Origin of the sequence: Sphingomonas liriopis, assembly GCF_024211255.1 — a bacterium.
Classification (GTDB): Bacteria; Pseudomonadota; Alphaproteobacteria; order Sphingomonadales; family Sphingomonadaceae; genus Sphingomonas; species Sphingomonas liriopis.
The window spans coordinates 1-15,555 of sequence record NZ_JAMLDY010000024.1; the positions used below are offsets into that span (position 1 = coordinate 1).

The window sequence follows — 15,555 nt, forward strand, 5'->3', positions numbered from 1 at the left end:
GTTCAGGTGTGTGACCAACGCGGGCGGGGAACCGAGCCGGACTGCGGCATCTCCGTGCCAGGGGTCCAACGGTCTCCCGCCCGCCATCCTTATCGCATATCTGCAACACACGGGGGTCCAGTTGGGTAAAGGTTTGTAATGACTTACACTCGGTCTTCCCAACTGGACCCCGGCCTCCGCCGGGGTGGTTCCGATTATGGTGCGAGAGTCGCACAAGCGTTGGGGGGCAACAGGATGACACCGGGTAACGCCCTACGCCGACTGGCCGAACCGCATCGCGGCTTTCCCGGCAGATGCGACCTGGGTCTATATCCTGCAGATATTCGCAAAGGGCTCGGACACATCCGAACTGACAAATTGAGAGTTAAGGTGTCCGGATCCAGCAAGCAGCCACGCATGATGGCCGATTAGCCGTGGCAGAGCTGCGCCGGCGCCATGCCCATCCCCCCGTCCCACACCGGCCATCACTCATGACCGCCGCGATCGACTGGCGCACCCGCGTCGGCAGCGTCTGGGCGGAGGAATGGCAGCGCACCGACCGCATCTTCGCCGGTCTCGCGCCCCATCTCGACGCCGCGATCCGCACCGCCGCCCCCGCCGCGTCGTTCGCCGCGCTCGACATCGGCTGCGGTGCCGGGACGACCGCCGCAGCACTCGCCGCCGCCCATCCCGACGGTCGGATCACCGGCGTGGACGTCTCCGCCGACCTGCTCGCCGTCGCCCGGACCCGCCACGATGCGCTGACGAACCTCACCTTCCGCCACGCCGATGCGCTCGAGGCGGCGGCGGACCTCGCCCCACTCGACCTGCTCGTCTCGCGCCACGGGGTCATGTTCTTCGCCGAACCCGAACCTGCCTTCGCCCGCCTCCGCGCCGCAACACGACCCGGCGGCGCGCTCGTCTTCAGCTGCTTCGCGAGCATCGCCGACAATCCCTGGGCGACGCTGGTCGCCCCGGCACCCGCGCCTTCACCGCACTACACCCCCGGCCCCTTCGCCTTCGCCGACACGACCCGCGTCGCAACCCTCCTCGCCGCCAGCGGATGGCGCGACGCGCAACCGCAACTGGTCCGCTTCGCCTATCGCGTCGCCGATAGCGACGATCCGGTCGAAGAGGCCTTCGCCTTCTTCGCGCGCATCGGCCCGGCCGCGCGTGCGCTGCACGATGCCACACCGTCTGAACGCGCCGGGCTCGCCGTCCTCCTGCGCGACCGGCTGGCGGCGCAACGAAACGGGGCCGTCATCGATTTCCCCGCTGCGGCCTGGATCTGGACCGCACGGGCCACAGGGGAGCTGCCATGATTATCGTCCACCATCTCGAGAACAGCCGGTCGCAGCGGATTTTGTGGATGCTCGAGGAACTCGGCCTCGATTATGAGATCAAGCGCTATGAGCGCGACACGAAGACGATGCTCGCGCCACCCGAGCTCAAGCGCGTCCACCCGCTCGGCAAGTCGCCGGTGATCGAGGACCGCGACGTCGACGGCGGCCGCGTCATCGCCGAAACCGGTGCGATCGTCGAATATCTGGTCGAGAAGGCCGACGGCAAATTGGGCCCGCCCGCGCACCGCGATTCGGCGCTGCGCTATCGCTTCTGGCTGCATTATGCCGAAGGATCGATGATGCCGCCGCTGCTGCTCAAGCTGGTGCTGAGCCGCATCCCGCTGATGGGCAAGCCGGCGATCAAACGCATCCAGCCGATGATCGACGTCCATCTCGATTACGTCGAATCGGAACTGGCGCAACGCCCCTGGTTCGCCGGCGACGCGATGACCGCGGCCGATATCATGATGAGCTTCCCGATCGAGGCGGCACGCAGCCGCGCCGGCCTCGATGCCTCGCGCCCAGCAACGATCGCCTGGCTCGAAAAGGTTCACGCCCGCCCGGCCTATCAGGCGGCGCTGGCGAAGGGCGGACCCTACGCCTACGCCTGACGCGCCCCCCGATCCCGTCGTTCGCGCTGAGCGTCACCGCCCTTCGGCGGCTCAGGGCGAACGGATGGGGGTTTAGTGCCGGAAGCTGGTCGCCGGCGGGATCGCGGGCCCCTCCGCCACCGCCGGGTCGCCGTCGATCGGTTCGCGCGGATCGAACCCGCCCTCCCACTTGGCCACCACCGACGCCGCCACCGCATTGCCGATCACGTTGGTCGCGGTGCGCCCCATGTCGAGGAAATGGTCGATCGCCAGGATCAGCAGCAGCCCCGCCTCCGGAATGTCGAACACCGGCAGCACCGCGGCGATCACCACCAGGCTGGCGCGCGGCACCCCGGCGATCCCCTTCGACGAGATCATCAGGAACAGCAGCATCGCGATCTGCGTGCCGATCGGCATGTCGATGCCATAGGCCTGGGCGATGAACAGCGACGCGAAGGTCATGTAGATCATCGACCCGTCGAGGTTGAACGAATAGCCGAGCGGCAGCACGAAACTGGCGATCCGCGGCGGCACCCCGAACTTGTCGAGCGCTTCCAGCATCCGCGGATAGGCGGCCTCCGACGAGGCGGTGGTGAACGCCACCAGCAGCGGCTCGCGGACGTAGCGGATTAGCTCGCGGATGCGCGGCCCGATAAACAGGAAGCCTAGCCCGAGCAGGATCGCCCACAGGCACAGCAGCGCGAAGTAGAAGCTGCCCATGAAGAAGGCGAGCTGCCCGATCACGCTCGCGCCGCGCTCGGTCAGCGTCGCCGCGACCGCGCAGAACACCGCGAACGGCGCGACGCGCATCACATAGTCGGTGATCCGCAGCATCACCGCGACCAGCCCCTCGACGCCGCGGATCAGCGGCTTGGCCGGTTCGCCGACGGCGGTGATCGCGACGCCGACGAAGATCGAGAAGACGACGATCTGCAGGATCTCGTTGGTCGCCATCGCCTCGATCATCGAAGCGGGGACGATATGGGTGATGAACTTGTCGAGGCTGAACGCCGCGGTGGCGATCCCCGCATCGGCATCGACCGGCGGCAGGGCGAGGTTGATGCCGACCCCTGGCTGGATCAGGTTGACCAGCACGAGGCCGAGGCCCAGCGACAGAAGGCTCGCGCCGATGAACCAGCCGATCGCCTTCGCGCCGACCCGGCCAAGCGCCGCGGTGTCGCCCATCTGCGCGATGCCGCTGACCAGCGTGGCGAAGACCAGCGGCGCGATGATCATCTTGATGAGCCGCAGGAAGATCGTCGTGCCGATCGCAAAATAGCCGGCGATGCCCTTCAGCCGCGCCGCCGCGGCAGGCGTGCCGTCGTCCAGCCAGCCGTTGATCGCCAGTCCGACGACGATGCCGAGCGCCAGGCCGATCACGATAAACACAGTCAGCCGCTTGGCCATGCATACACTCCCGAAATTGCGGCGCAGGGAAGGGGATTGCGGGCTCCGGGTCAAGCGCCGTATCGCTGGCCGATGGTTGTCTCGCCCTCCCGCCGCTCGATCCTCGCCGCCGCCGCGACGCTGCCGCTGCTGACGTCGGGCGTGCTGCGCGCCGCCGAGCCCGACCTGTCGGCCTTGCGCGACATGACGGCCGGCGCGGTGCCGATCGGCCCGGAAGAACGCGCCCGCCGGCTTGCCCGGGCACAGGCGCTGATGGCGGCTAACGGGCTCGGCGCGGTCCTGATCGAGCCGGGATCGTCGATGGTCTATTTCACCGGCGTGCGCTGGGGCCGCAGCGAACGCCCGACGCTCGCGGTGCTGCCGCGCGAGGGCCAGCCGCTGATCGTCACGCCCTTCTTCGAGGAACCCTCGGTACGCCAGACGCTGGCCGTACCGGCGGAGGTGCGCGTCTGGCAGGAGGACGGCAATGCGCTTGGCGTCGTCGCCGGCTGGCTGCGGGAACGCAGGCTCGACCGGCTGCCGATCGGGATCGAGGAGACGACGCGCACCTTCATCCCGACGGACCTCGCCCGCTTCGCGCCGGACACGCGACAGGTCAGCGCCAACCCGGTCGTCCGCGGCTGCCGGATGGTGAAGACCCCTGCCGAGCTCGCGCTGATGCAGACCGCCACCGACGTGACGATCGCTGCCTATCGCTGGCTGGCGCCGCGGGTCGAGACGGGCATGACCGGCGGAGAGATCGGCGCGCTGATGACCGCCGCCACCCGCAAGCTCGGCGGCGACCCCGAATTCGCGCTCGCGCTGATCGGCCCCGCCGCCGCCTTGCCGCACGGCAGTCGCGAGGTGCACCGGATCGCACCGGGCGAGATCCTGCTGATGGACTGCGGCTGCACCGTGCAGGGCTACCAGTCCGACGTCTCGCGCACTTGGGTGCCCAAGGGCAGCGCGAGCGCCGAACACCGCAAGGTCTGGGACCAGGTCGCCCACGGCCAGCAGGTCGCCTTCGCCGCCGCCCGCATCGGTGCGACCGCAGGCAGCGTCGACGACGCGGTGCGGCGCTATTACACCGGCCTCGGCTACGGCCCCGACTACAAGCTCCCCGGCCTGTCGCACCGCACCGGCCACGGCATCGGCATGGACGGCCACGAACCCGTCAACCTCGTCCGCGGTGAGACGACGAGGCTGGCGCCGGGCATGTGCTTCTCGAACGAGCCCGGCCTCTACCTGCCCGGCCGGTTCGGCGTCCGGCTGGAGGATTGCTTCCACATGACCGCCAAGGGGCCGCGGTGGTTCTCGACGCCGCCAACGTCGATCGATCAGCCGTTCGCATGAGGCGCCCCGATTTGCGTCCTACGGCCGTGAAGATCGTGATCGCCGGCTGGATCGTCGGTTTTATCGTTCTTGTATCGTGGACGGGCAATCAGGGCCGAATGTGGCTTGCTTTCGTTGCAATGGCGGTAATTGGCTTCGCTGCCGTGACTTTACATGAGGCCGGGCATGTCCTGGGCGGTTGGGCAACCGGCGCGCGCCTGTCCGTTTTTTCGGTATGGCCAATACAGCTCCGGCTTGATCCGTTCGCGCTTGGTCGGATGCGGCGGGCGAACGAGGGTGACATCGGAGGATATGTTCGGATGATCTACGACCGACCGACATGGCGTCGCTGGGTCTGGATGATTGCGGGAGGGCCCGTGGCCAATATCGCCGCCGCCCTGATGCTTGCAGTATGGGCATCGCACTACCCTGCTTATACCGCATGGTGGGCGATTGGCTGGGCCGCGGCCGTTGTATCGGTGACGCTTGGCGGCGCTAACCTTCTGCCCTTTCAGTGTCGACGCGGCGTGCCATTGAAGTCGAGCGATGGCGCCTGGCTGCGGCTCGCGTGGCAATTGCACCTCCGCGATCGTCAGCGTCGTCAGCGACGGTTGCGCTGCTTGGCAACGAGCGGCCTCCCGTCTAAGCCCCTCGGGCTATGACCTCGACCAACGACATCCGCCGCGGCTTCCTCGACTATTTCGCTTCGCAAGGGCACGCCATCGTGCCCTCCGCGCCGCTGGTGCCGCAGAACGATCCGACGCTGATGTTCGTCAACGCCGGCATGGTGCCGTTCAAGAACGTCTTCACCGGCCTCGAAAGCCGTCCGTACGTCACCGCGACCAGCAGCCAGAAATGCGTGCGCGCCGGCGGCAAGCACAACGACCTCGACAACGTCGGCTATACCGCACGGCATCACACCTTCTTCGAGATGCTCGGCAATTTCTCGTTCGGCGACTATTTCAAGGAACAGGCGATCCACCACGCCTGGACGTTGCTGACCGACGTGTGGGGCATCCCGGCGGAGAAGCTGACCGCCACCGTCTACCACACCGACGACGAGGCGTTCGGCCTGTGGACGAAGTATTTGCCCGAAGAGCGGATCATCCGCATCGCCACCAAGGACAATTTCTGGGCGATGGGCGACAGCGGCCCGTGCGGCCCGTGTTCGGAGATCTTCTACGATCACGGCGACCATATCTTCGGCGGCCCTCCCGGCAGCCCGGACGAGGATGGCGATCGCTTCGTCGAGATCTGGAACCTCGTCTTCATGCAGTATGAGCAGGACGCCAACGCAATCGTTGGCGAGCTGCCCAAGAAGTCGATCGACACCGGCATGGGGCTCGAGCGGGTCGCCGCGGTGTTGCAGGGCGTCCACGACAATTACGATACCGATACGTTCAAGGCGCTGATCGCCGCCTCGACCTCGCTGACCGGCACCGATGCGGAAGGGCCGCGGCGCGCGTCGCATCGCGTCATCGCCGATCACCTGCGCTCGTCGGGCTTCCTCGTCGCGGACGGCGTGCTGCCCGCCAACGAAGGCCGCGGTTATGTGCTGCGCCGGATCATGCGCCGCGCGATGCGCCACGCGCATCTGCTCGGCGCGAAGGAGCCGTTGATGCACCGGCTGGTGCCGGCGCTGGTCGCCGAGATGGGCGCCGCCTACCCCGAGCTGGTGCGCGCGCAGCCGCTGATCGAGGCGACGCTGCGCCAGGAAGAGACGCAGTTCCGCAAGACGCTCGACAAGGGCCTCAAGCTGCTCGACGAGGCGACCGCCGGCATGGTCGAGGGCGCGACGCTCGCCGGCGAGACCGCCTTCCGTCTCTACGACACGTTCGGCTTCCCCTACGACCTGACCGAGGATGCGCTGCGCGAGCGGGGCCTCAGCGTCGATCGTGCCGGCTTCGATGCGGCGATGGCCGAGCAGAAGCGGGCGGCGCGCGCCGCCTGGAAGGGCTCGGGTGCCAAGGCGTCGGACGACCTGTGGTTCGACATCGCCGAGCAGAGCGGCTCGACCGAGTTCATCGGCTATAGCGTCGACGTCGGCGAGGCCGAGGTGGTCGCGCTGGTCAAGGACGGCGCGCGTGTCGATTCCGCCGCGGCGGGCGATACCGTCGCGATCATCGTCAACCAGACGCCCTTCTACGCTGAGAGCGGCGGACAGGTCGGCGACAGCGGCACGATCACGACCGACGGCGGCCTGCGTGCGGCCGTCACCGAGACGTCGAAGCAATTGGGCCGTGTCTTCGTCCACCATGCGATCGTCGAGGCCGGCGGCATCAAGGTCGGCGATGCGGTGAAGCTCCAGATCGACGTCGCCCGCCGCGCCGCGATCCGCGCGAACCATTCGGCGACGCACCTGCTGCACGAGGCGTTGCGCCAGCGGCTCGGCACCCACGTCGCGCAGAAGGGCTCGTTGGTCGCGCCCGAGCGGTTGCGCTTCGACGTGTCGCATCCCGTCGCGATGACCGCGGAGGAACTCGCCGACGCCGAGGTCGCGGTCAACGCGCAGATTCGCGGCAATGGTATTGTCACGACGCGGCTGATGACCCCCGACGAGGCGATCGCCGAAGGCGCGATGGCGCTGTTCGGCGAGAAATACGGCGACGAGGTCCGCGTCGTGTCGATGGGCACGGAGGATGGCGGCGCGACCTATTCGATCGAACTGTGCGGCGGCACGCACGTCAACGCACTCGGCGACATCGGCCTGTTCAAGGTCGTCGGCGAGGGCGCGGTGTCGTCGGGCGTGCGCCGCGTCGAAGCACTGACCGGCGAGGCGGCGCGCGCCTATCTCAACGGCCGCGACGAGCGACTGCGCGAGGCGGCGAGCGCGCTGAAGACGACGCCCGACGAGGTGCCGGCGCGGGTGATCGCGCTGCTCGACGAACGGCGGCGGCTGGAGCGTGAACTCGCCGAGGCGAAGAAGGCACTGGCGATGGGCGGCGGCGGCGGCGCGGCGGCGGGACCGGAGCAGGTCGGCGGCGTCGCGTTCATCGGTCAGGTGCTCGACGGGTTCGAGGCCAAGGGCCTGCGCGGCGCGGTCGACGATGCCAAGCAGCGGCTCGGCGGTGCGGGCGTGGCGGTGATGGTCGCGGTCAATGATGGCCGCGCGTCGATCGCGGTCGGGGTCAGCGACGATCTGGTCGCCAAGGTCAGCGCGGTGGATCTGCTGCGCAAGGCGGTCGCGGTGCTCGGCGGGCAGGGCGGTGGCGGCCGACCCGACATGGCGCAAGGCGGCGGGCCGGATGGCACCAAGGCGGCGGATGCGGTGAACGCGATCCGTGCCGCGCTGACGGAGCAGGCTTTGGCGGCCTGATAAGCCCTAACCGCCCGACCAAACCCGTCGTCACCCCGGACTTGTTCCGGGGTCCACCGTACGGCAGGCGAATGGCCCGAGGCTCTGGCCGATGCGTCCGGGGGTGGGTGGACCCCGGAACACGTCCGGGGTGACGGGGAGGTGGGGAGGACCGCAGCCCTCCCCATCACGTTACTTCGTCGGAGCGCTCGTGGTCGCACCCGCGGTCGCCGCGGCGAGCTGATCGGCGGTGATGCCGACGATCACCTTGCCGCTCGCATCGGCGCTAAAGCCGGCGATCGGCAGCTTCACGTCGCCCTTGGCGGTGGTTACCGTCACGAACTGCGCGTCGGCCGATTTGATCGTGCCGAGCGTCGCGCCCTGCAGGCCGCTGACCGACGTGCCGGGAACGAGCTTCGACTTGACCGCCGCCTGCGCCTGCGCCTGCGAGCTGGCGACCGCGGCGTCGAGGTCCGCCTTGGTCATCGCCATCGCGAAGCCCTTGTCGGTCTTGCCGATCGACGTCGGCGGCACGGGGACCTGCGCGGTGCCGGTGTTGAGCACCACCGCCTGCGGGGTGATGCTGGCGACCGTGCCGAGCGCGACGCCGGCACTGTCGTAGATCGTCGCGCCCACCGTCGGGGCGGTCGCGGTAGCCGCGGCACCGGTCTGTGCCGCCGCGCCGGTCGCGGGCGTCGTCGTCTGGGTGGGCGCAGGCATCGGCGTACGGCCGGGTTGGGCTTGCTGTGCCAGAGCCGCGGCGGGCACCATAATCAGGCTGCCGATCGTCAGGGCCAGGGTACGCATTCGAGATTCTCCATCTTCGTTGTTGTGACAGAGAAACGACCTCGTCTCTTATACGGTTCCGTCCGCTTCGGCCGGGCGCGAAATGGCAGCCGAGATCAACCGCTTACAGGTAATCGCACCGTGCCATCCGGAGCCCGCTCGAGCGGGGCGTAGGCGATCACCGTCTCCAGCAGCAATGGTTCGTACAGGTGCGGAAACAGCTGGCCACCGCGCGATTCCTCCCATTTCAGCGACGCACCGAAGCTGCCCAGATCGACCGCGACGACGTGCAGATCGTCCTGCCCGGCGAAATGCTTGTCGACGGTTTCGGTCAGCTGCCCGGCGGTCGACATATGGATATAGCCATCGGCCAGATCGACCGGCGCACCGGCGAAGCGGCCATCGCGCTGGAGCGTCGCCATCTGCTCGCCGGTTAGCACCTTGTACGCGGTCGTCGGCCTGTCGCTCACGCCTCGTCCTCCCCGTCGTCGTGCTCGTCGACCTGTTCGTCCATCGTCTGCGGGCCGGTGCCGTCGTCGACGATCAGCGCCTCGTCGTCGGACGCGGCGGGGGCCTCGCCCAGTTCCTCGGCGACGATCGCCTCGGCGTCGTTCTCGGGCTCTTCCTCCTCGTCGATCCGCGCGGCGGAAACGACATGCTCGTCCTTGGCGACGCTGAACAGCGTCACCCCCTGCGTATTGCGCCCGGTGACGCGGACGTCGCCGACCGACATGCGGATCAGCTTCGCCTGATCGGTGACCAGCATCAATTGCTCGCCCGAATGTGCGGGGAAGCTCGCGACGACCGGCCCGTTGCGCCCCGCCGAGACGATGTTGGTGATGCCCTGGCCACCCCGGTTGGTGCGGCGATATTCATAGGCCGACGTGCGCTTGCCATAGCCGTTCTGGGTGACGGTCAGGATGAACTCCTCCGCCGCCTCGAACTCGGCCATGCGTTCCGCCGGCAATGCTGCCTCGCGTTCGCCTTCCTTCCACGCCGCGGCCTTCAGATACTGTTCGCGCTCTTCGGTGGTCGCGGTGAAGCCGCGCAGGATCGACAGGCTGATGACCTCGTCGTCACCGATCAGGCTGACGCCGCGCACGCCCGTCGAGGTACGGCTCTGGAACTCGCGCACGTCGGTCGCGGCGAAGCGGATAGCCTTGCCGTTGCGGGTGGCGAGCAGCACGTCGTCGGTTTCGGTCAGCACCGCGACGCCGATCAGCCGGTCGTCGCTGCCGTCGTCGAAGCGCATCGCCAGCTTGCCGTTGGTCGGGATGTTGGCGAAGGCGTCCATCGCGTTGCGCCGCACGGTGCCGTTGGCGGTGGCGAACATGACGTGCAGGTCGCCCCAGCGCGTCTCGTCTTCGGGCAGCGGCAGGACGGTGGAGATCGTCTCGCCCGGTGCGAGGGGCAACAGGTTGATCATCGGCCGTCCGCGCGTCGCCGGCCCGCCCTCGGGCAGGCGCCAGACCTTCTTGCGGTAGACCTTGCCGAGGTTGGAGAAGAACAGCACCGGCGTGTGCGTCGAGGTGACGAACAGCGAGGTGATCGCATCCTCGTCCTTGGTCGCCATGCCGGCGCGCCCCTTGCCGCCGCGCTTCTGCGCGCGGAACGCGTCCAATGGCGTGCGCTTGATATAGCCCTGCACCGTGACGGTGACGACCATGTCCTCGCGCTCGATCAGATCCTCGTCGTCGATGCCGTCCGCCGCGGCGGCGATCTCGGTACGGCGCGGCGTCGCGAAGATCGAGCGGACGTCGACCAGCTCCTCGCGCATCACCTCGTACAGGCGTTTGCGGTTGCCGAGAATCTCGAGCAGCGCGGCGATCGAATCGGCGAGGCCCTTCAGCTCGTCGCCGATCTCGTCACGGCCCAGGGCGGTCAGGCGATGGAGGCGCAGGTCGAGGATCGCGCGGACCTGCGTATCGGACAATTTGTAGCCATCGCCGACCTGCGTGCCCTCGACCGCCTCGACGAGGCTCAGATAGGGCGCGATCTCCGCGATCGGCCATTCGCGCGCCAGCAGCGCGGCGCGCGCCTCGGCGGGGCTGCCCGATCCGCGGATGATGCGGACGACCTCGTCGAGGTTGGTGACCGCGATCACCAGACCCAGCAGGATATGCGCCCGGTCGCGCGCCTTGTTCAGCTCGAACTTCGAACGGCGGGTGATGACCTGTTCGCGGAACTGGACGAACGCCTGGATGATATCGCGCAGGTTGAGCGTCTCGGGCCGACCGCCGCGGATCGCGAGCATGTTGGCGGGGAAGCTGCCTTGCGCCGGCGTGTGCCGCCACAATTGGTTCAGCACCACCTCCGGCGTCGCATCGCGCTTCAGGTCGATGACGATGCGCACGCCTTCGCGATTCGATTCGTCGCGGATGTCGCTGACGCCCTCGATGCGCTTGTCCTTGGCGGCCTCGGCGATCTTCTCGACCAGCGCGTTCTTGCCCTGCTGGAAGGGGATGGCGGTGAGCACGATCGAGCGCCGGTCGCCGCGGCCTTCCTCGACGATATGGCGCGAACGCACGATGATCGAACCGCGTCCGGTGTGATAGGCCGAACGCGCACCCGCCTTGCCGAGGATGATCGCGCCGGTGGGGAAGTCCGGCCCCGGCACGATCTCGATCAGCTCGTCGATCGTGATCCCAGTGTTGTCGATATACGCGATGCAGGCGTCGACCACTTCACCGAGGTTGTGCGGCGGGATGTTGGTCGCCATGCCGACCGCGATGCCGCCGGCGCCATTGACCAGCAGATTGGGGAAGCGCGCCGGCAGCACCTGCGGTTCGCGCTCGGAGGCGTCGTAATTGGGCTGGAAATCGACGGTATCCTTGTCGAGATCCTCCATCAGATAGCTCGCCGACCGTGCCAGGCGCGCCTCGGTGTAGCGCATCGCGGCGGGCGGATCGGGGTCCATCGAACCGAAATTGCCCTGGCCGTCGATCAGCGGCAGCCGCATCGCCCAGTCCTGCGTCATCCGCGCCAAGGCGTCGTAGATCGACTGGTCGCCGTGCGGGTGATACTTACCGATCACGTCACCGACGATGCGCGCGGACTTGCGGTACGGCCGGTTGAACAGGAAGCCGTTCTCCTGCGCGGAGAACAGGATGCGCCGATGCACCGGCTTCAGCCCGTCACGCACGTCGGGCAGCGCGCGCGCGACGATCACGCTCATCGCATAGTCGAGATAGCTCGACTTCATCTCGTCGACGATGGAGATCGTCGAAATGTCAGAAGGTTCGGCGAGGGTGGTCTCGACCAAGGCAATACGCTTTCGGATTGTTACAGATGTGTGCCGATGGTCCTAGGCACATCGCTACCGAAAGTCACGCGCGTACGCCCGTACGCGTACGCGCGGGAGAAGGGGCGGGTTACTTCTTGCAGGCCGCCTTGTTGGCGTTGCCGGCCTTGCCGCAGTCGTAGGTGATGGTCTTGCCGGTGCTGGTCTTGGTGGTGACCATGCGGCCCTTGGCGGCGGTGGCGGTCTTGACCGTCGTCTTCGTCGTCGCGGTGGGTTTGCCGATCGCCGGCTTGGTCGTCGTGGTGGTGCGGCTGGTCGCGACCGTCTTGGCGGTGGTGGTGGGCTTGGTGCCTTGCGCAAAGGCGCTGGACCCGCAGCACAGGCTGGCCGCGGCGATCAGCGCGAGGGGGAGGGCTTTGGTCATGGCATCGTCTCCAACGGCGGCGCGTGGCTCGCGCCGTCCTGTCGACGAGAATGCGCGCGCCAAGCTGAAGCCGCAATGGCCGGTTCATGACGTTTGCGTCATGATCCCCCGCCACCTGGTCCACCGTTCACCCTGAACCTGTCGAAGGGGGGTGAGTCCCATCGTACGTCGACAGGCTCAGTACGAACGGGGGCGTGTCAGGGCGCGACCTCTTTCCCCTCGAAATCGAACAATCTGCCGCTGTCCGGCGCCTTCAGTCCGTCGATCACGTCGAGCAGCTGCGACGCGGCACGATCCGGCGTGAAGAGCGTGCCAGCGCGGACGTTGCCCCGGAACGGCCTGGACAGCGCGGTATCGACCGTGCCCGGATGCAGTCCGACGACGATCGAGCGGTCGTTGCGCCGCTTTTCCTCGATGCTCAGATTGCGCACCAGCTGGTTGAGCGCCGCCTTCGCCATCCGATAACCGTACCAGCCGCCGAGCCGGTTGTCGGAGATGCTGCCGATCCGTGCCGACAGGACGGCGAACACCGTCCGTCCCAGTTTCGGCATCAGCGGCAGCAGGTGTTTCGCCACCAGCGCTGGCCCGATCGCATTGACGCGCAGCGTCGTGGCGAGCCACTCGGCGTCGAGCTCGCGATAGGCCTTCTCCGGCCCCCGCTCGCCCTGATGCAACAGACCGGTGGCGACGATCACCAGCGACGGCGCCGGCCCCACGGCGATCCGCGCGGCGGCGGCGGCGATGCTCGCCTCGTCCTCGATGTCGATTGGATCGGCGCCGCTGCGCGACAGCGCATGAACGACGTCGAACGTGCCTTCGTCCTCGATCGCCGCGCACAATGCCACGCCGATCCCGCCCGTCGCGCCGACGACGACCGCGCTGGTCATCGCACGAACCGCCACTGGTCGTCGCTGCTCGCGCCCGCATCGAAGGCATAGCCGTCGCTGTCGAAGCAACGCATCGCGTCGATATCGGTGACGCGATGCTCGATCATCCAGCGTGCCATCATCCCGCGCGCCTTCTTGGCATGAAAGCTGACGAAGCGGTCGCCGTCGCGGAAATCGACCGCGACCACGCGGACGCTCGCCGGCAGCCGCCCCGCCACCACCGCCCAATATTCCTGGCTGGCGAGGTTGAGCACGATGCCCGTCTCCTCGCGCGCGACATCCTCGGCGAGCGCCTGCGCGATCCGGTCGCCCCACCAGTCGGTCAGCTTCGTCTTCCGCGGCGCCCAGCGCGTGCCCATCTCCAGCCGATAGGGGCGCATCAGGTCGAGCGGACGCAGCAGGCCGTACAGCCCCGACAGCAGACGCAGGTGATCCTGCGCGAAGGCGACATGCTCGTCCTCCAGCGTCGCCGCATCGAGTCCGGTGTAGACGTCGCCGGCGAAGGCGAACAGCGCCGGCCGCTCGGGCGCGTGCGGGAAATCGCGGAAGCGATCCGCGTTGAGCTTCGCCAGCGCGGGCGAGATATGCATCAGCGCCGACAGCTTCTTCTGCGTCAGGTGCGACGCCGCCGCAGCGAGCCTCGCGGCCTCGTCGGCAAAGCGCGGCGTCGTCGGCGTCAGCGCGGGGAGCGGGCTCTCATAGTCGAGCGTCTTGGCGGGGGAGAGAACGGCGATCATCGTTGCCGCCGGTAGCCGCCCGCCGCGCGCCGTTCAATCGCCGTTCAGTGGGCGCCGGGCATCCGCATCGCCTCTATGGCATCGCTTGTACGCCCCGCGCGGGACCGTTAGAGGCCCCACGAACGTTAGCGGCAGCGATGCCCCCAATGGTTGGAGAGAGAGTTAGCATGAAGACCCTTTCGAAGCTCGCGCTGGCCGCCGTGCTCGCCACCGGCGTGAGCGGACTGGCCCTCGTCGCGCCCGCCGTCGCCAAGGACAAGAAGGAAGAGGCCGCGGCTCCCGGCTTCAAGCTGAGCAAGCCGGTACAGGCGGTCGCCTTCCAGGCGCAGACCGCGATCAAGGAGCGCAACGTCGCCACCGCCGAGCCGCTGGTCGTGCAGATCGAGACCGCCGCGACCACCGATGACGACAAGTACATCGCCGCCGCGCTGCGCTACGACCTCGAGAACACCAAGCTGCTGCTCGCGCAGACCGCCAATCCCAAGGCGCCGCTCGACGAGACGCCGCTCGCCAAGCCGCTCGACGCGCTGCTCGCCGCCAAGAGCACGCCGGCCGCCGATCGCGGCAAGTACCTCTTCCGCCGCGGCCAGCTCGCCTACAACAGCGGCCAGTATCCGGTCGCGTCGCAATATTTCACGCAGGCCAAGGCCGCCGGCTACACCAGCGGCGATTTCGACCTGCAGCTCGCCAAGGTGAAGGTGCAGGCCGGCGACACCGCCGGCGGCCTCGCCGACCTCGACCGCTACATCACCGCGCAGAAGGCGGCGGGTCAGCCGGTGCCCGAGGCCTATTACCGCTTCGCGATCGCGACCGCGAACACCAAGAAGATGGCGCCTGAAACGCTCGCCTGGATGCAGAAGTACGTTACCGCCTATCCGAACACGAAGGTGTGGCGTGACGTGATCCTGCAATATGCCTTCGCGCAGAACAGCCTGGCGGTGCCCGACAAGGCGCAGACCACCGACCTCTACCGCCTGCTGCGCGCGGCCGGTGCGATGCCGGATCAGGCGATGTATGAGGATTACGCCAACAGCGTCTACAAGAACGGCAATCCGTACGAGGCGGCGGCGGTGCTGAAGGAAGGCACGGCGGCGGGCAAGATCCCGGCGTCGAGCAGCTTTTCGAAGAGCCTGCTGACCGCGGCGAACGCCGCGATCGCGCGCGAAGGCTCGCTGGCGGCGAGCGAGAAGCAGGCATTGGCGGCGAAGGACGGCAAGATCGCCTCGTCGACCGGCGACGCCTATCTCGGCCAGAACAACTACGCCAAGGCCGCCGAACTGTACCGCGCGGCGCTGAGCAAGGGCGGCGTCGATGCCAGCGAGGTGAACACCCGCCTCGGCATCGCGCTCGCCCGATCGGGCGACAAGGCGGGCGCACAGGCGGCGTTCGGTGCGGTCACCGGCACCCCGCGTGCGGGGATCGCGGCGTTGTGGTCGACCTGGACGCAGGTCGGCTCGACGGCGCCCGCGCCTGCGGCGTAACGCGGGCGACACCGACATGAAGAAGGGCGGCTCCGCAAGGGGCCGCCCTTCCTTGTTTCAAGGTTCTTGCTGAG

13 protein-coding genes are annotated in these 15,555 nt (G+C 68.1%); 6 read left to right on the plus strand and 7 right to left on the minus strand.

Annotation, left to right across the window (positions count from 1 at the left end; translation table 11 throughout):
* The first annotated feature begins 470 nt into the window (after positions 1-470).
* Together M9979_RS15705 and M9979_RS15710 are read left to right on the plus strand one after the other, a co-directional pair.
* A complete protein-coding gene (locus tag M9979_RS15705) occupies positions 471-1,301 on the plus strand; it encodes a class I SAM-dependent methyltransferase (RefSeq protein ID WP_254290303.1) in 831 nt (276 codons plus the stop codon).
* On the plus strand, positions 1,298-1,933 hold the full coding sequence (locus M9979_RS15710; protein WP_254290304.1) for a glutathione S-transferase family protein: 636 nt from the start codon (positions 1,298-1,300) through the stop codon (positions 1,931-1,933). Before M9979_RS15705 ends, M9979_RS15710 begins: the two co-directional genes overlap by 4 nt.
* A 72-nt stretch (positions 1,934-2,005) precedes the next feature.
* Here M9979_RS15710 and M9979_RS15715 read toward each other — a convergent pair whose 3' ends face one another.
* Positions 2,006-3,319, minus strand: coding sequence for a dicarboxylate/amino acid:cation symporter (locus tag M9979_RS15715; RefSeq protein ID WP_254290305.1), 1,314 nt, complete (start codon positions 3,317-3,319; stop codon positions 2,006-2,008).
* Between the two features lie 72 nt (positions 3,320-3,391).
* On the opposite strand from M9979_RS15715, the gene M9979_RS15720 reads away from it, so the two are divergent.
* Genes M9979_RS15720 through alaS form a run of 3 tightly spaced genes read left to right on the plus strand, consistent with a single transcriptional unit; the run spans position 3,392 to position 7,946 of the window.
* Entirely contained in the window at positions 3,392-4,651 is a 1,260-nt protein-coding gene (locus M9979_RS15720) for a M24 family metallopeptidase (RefSeq protein WP_254290306.1), read from the plus strand.
* Positions 4,652-4,677: 26 nt separating this feature from the next.
* Positions 4,678-5,292 carry a site-2 protease family protein gene (locus M9979_RS15725; RefSeq protein WP_254290307.1) on the plus strand — a complete coding sequence of 205 codons (615 nt, stop codon included), beginning with the start codon at positions 4,678-4,680 and terminating at the stop codon, positions 5,290-5,292.
* Complete coding sequence (gene alaS, locus M9979_RS15730; RefSeq protein WP_254290308.1) at positions 5,289-7,946, plus strand: alanine--tRNA ligase; 2,658 nt, start codon at positions 5,289-5,291, stop codon at positions 7,944-7,946. The genes M9979_RS15725 and alaS overlap by 4 nt, the downstream gene beginning before the upstream one ends.
* A 171-nt stretch (positions 7,947-8,117) precedes the next feature.
* Here alaS and M9979_RS15735 read toward each other — a convergent pair whose 3' ends face one another.
* From M9979_RS15735 to yaaA, 6 genes are all read right to left on the minus strand, one after another.
* Positions 8,118-8,732, minus strand: coding sequence for a hypothetical protein (locus M9979_RS15735; RefSeq protein ID WP_254290309.1), 615 nt, complete (start codon positions 8,730-8,732; stop codon positions 8,118-8,120).
* A gap of 95 nt (positions 8,733-8,827) precedes the next feature.
* A complete protein-coding gene (locus tag M9979_RS15740) occupies positions 8,828-9,181 on the minus strand; it encodes a DUF952 domain-containing protein (RefSeq protein ID WP_254290310.1) in 354 nt (117 codons plus the stop codon).
* Complete coding sequence (gene gyrA, locus M9979_RS15745) at positions 9,178-11,973, minus strand: DNA gyrase subunit A (protein WP_277998619.1); 2,796 nt, start codon at positions 11,971-11,973, stop codon at positions 9,178-9,180. The genes M9979_RS15740 and gyrA overlap by 4 nt, the downstream gene beginning before the upstream one ends.
* 109 nt (positions 11,974-12,082) lie before the next feature.
* Positions 12,083-12,376, minus strand: a complete 294-nt coding sequence (locus tag M9979_RS15750; protein ID WP_254290311.1) for a hypothetical protein — start codon at positions 12,374-12,376, stop codon at positions 12,083-12,085.
* 197 nt (positions 12,377-12,573) lie between these two features.
* Complete coding sequence (locus M9979_RS15755) at positions 12,574-13,263, minus strand: SDR family oxidoreductase (protein WP_254290312.1); 690 nt, start codon at positions 13,261-13,263, stop codon at positions 12,574-12,576.
* Positions 13,260-14,000 carry a peroxide stress protein YaaA gene (gene yaaA / locus M9979_RS15760; RefSeq protein WP_254290313.1) on the minus strand — a complete coding sequence of 247 codons (741 nt, stop codon included), beginning with the start codon at positions 13,998-14,000 and terminating at the stop codon, positions 13,260-13,262. The genes M9979_RS15755 and yaaA overlap by 4 nt, the downstream gene beginning before the upstream one ends.
* Before the next feature lie 167 nt (positions 14,001-14,167).
* Here yaaA and M9979_RS15765 point away from each other — a divergent pair, with 167 nt between their 5' ends.
* Positions 14,168-15,481 (plus strand): tetratricopeptide repeat protein, encoded by a 1,314-nt coding sequence (locus M9979_RS15765; protein ID WP_254290314.1) that lies wholly within the window; start codon positions 14,168-14,170, stop codon positions 15,479-15,481.
* Positions 15,482-15,555 lie beyond the last annotated feature (74 nt).

Bases quoted from the DNA above. Each gene is read 5' to 3' on its own strand.
- M9979_RS15705 (WP_254290303.1), top strand. From the start codon at position 471: ATGACCGCCGCGATCGACTGGCGCACCCGCGTCGGCAGCGTCTGGGCG.
- M9979_RS15710 (WP_254290304.1), top strand. From the start codon at position 1,298: ATGATTATCGTCCACCATCTCGAGAACAGCCGGTCGCAGCGGATTTTG.
- M9979_RS15715 (WP_254290305.1), bottom strand. From the start codon at position 3,319: ATGGCCAAGCGGCTGACTGTGTTTATCGTGATCGGCCTGGCGCTCGGC.
- M9979_RS15720 (WP_254290306.1), top strand. From the start codon at position 3,392: ATGGTTGTCTCGCCCTCCCGCCGCTCGATCCTCGCCGCCGCCGCGACG.
- alaS (WP_254290308.1), top strand. From the start codon at position 5,289: ATGACCTCGACCAACGACATCCGCCGCGGCTTCCTCGACTATTTCGCT.
- M9979_RS15735 (WP_254290309.1), bottom strand. From the start codon at position 8,732: ATGCGTACCCTGGCCCTGACGATCGGCAGCCTGATTATGGTGCCCGCC.
- M9979_RS15750 (WP_254290311.1), bottom strand. From the start codon at position 12,376: ATGACCAAAGCCCTCCCCCTCGCGCTGATCGCCGCGGCCAGCCTGTGC.
- M9979_RS15755 (WP_254290312.1), bottom strand. From the start codon at position 13,263: ATGACCAGCGCGGTCGTCGTCGGCGCGACGGGCGGGATCGGCGTGGCA.
- yaaA (WP_254290313.1), bottom strand. From the start codon at position 14,000: ATGATCGCCGTTCTCTCCCCCGCCAAGACGCTCGACTATGAGAGCCCG.
- M9979_RS15765 (WP_254290314.1), top strand. From the start codon at position 14,168: ATGAAGACCCTTTCGAAGCTCGCGCTGGCCGCCGTGCTCGCCACCGGC.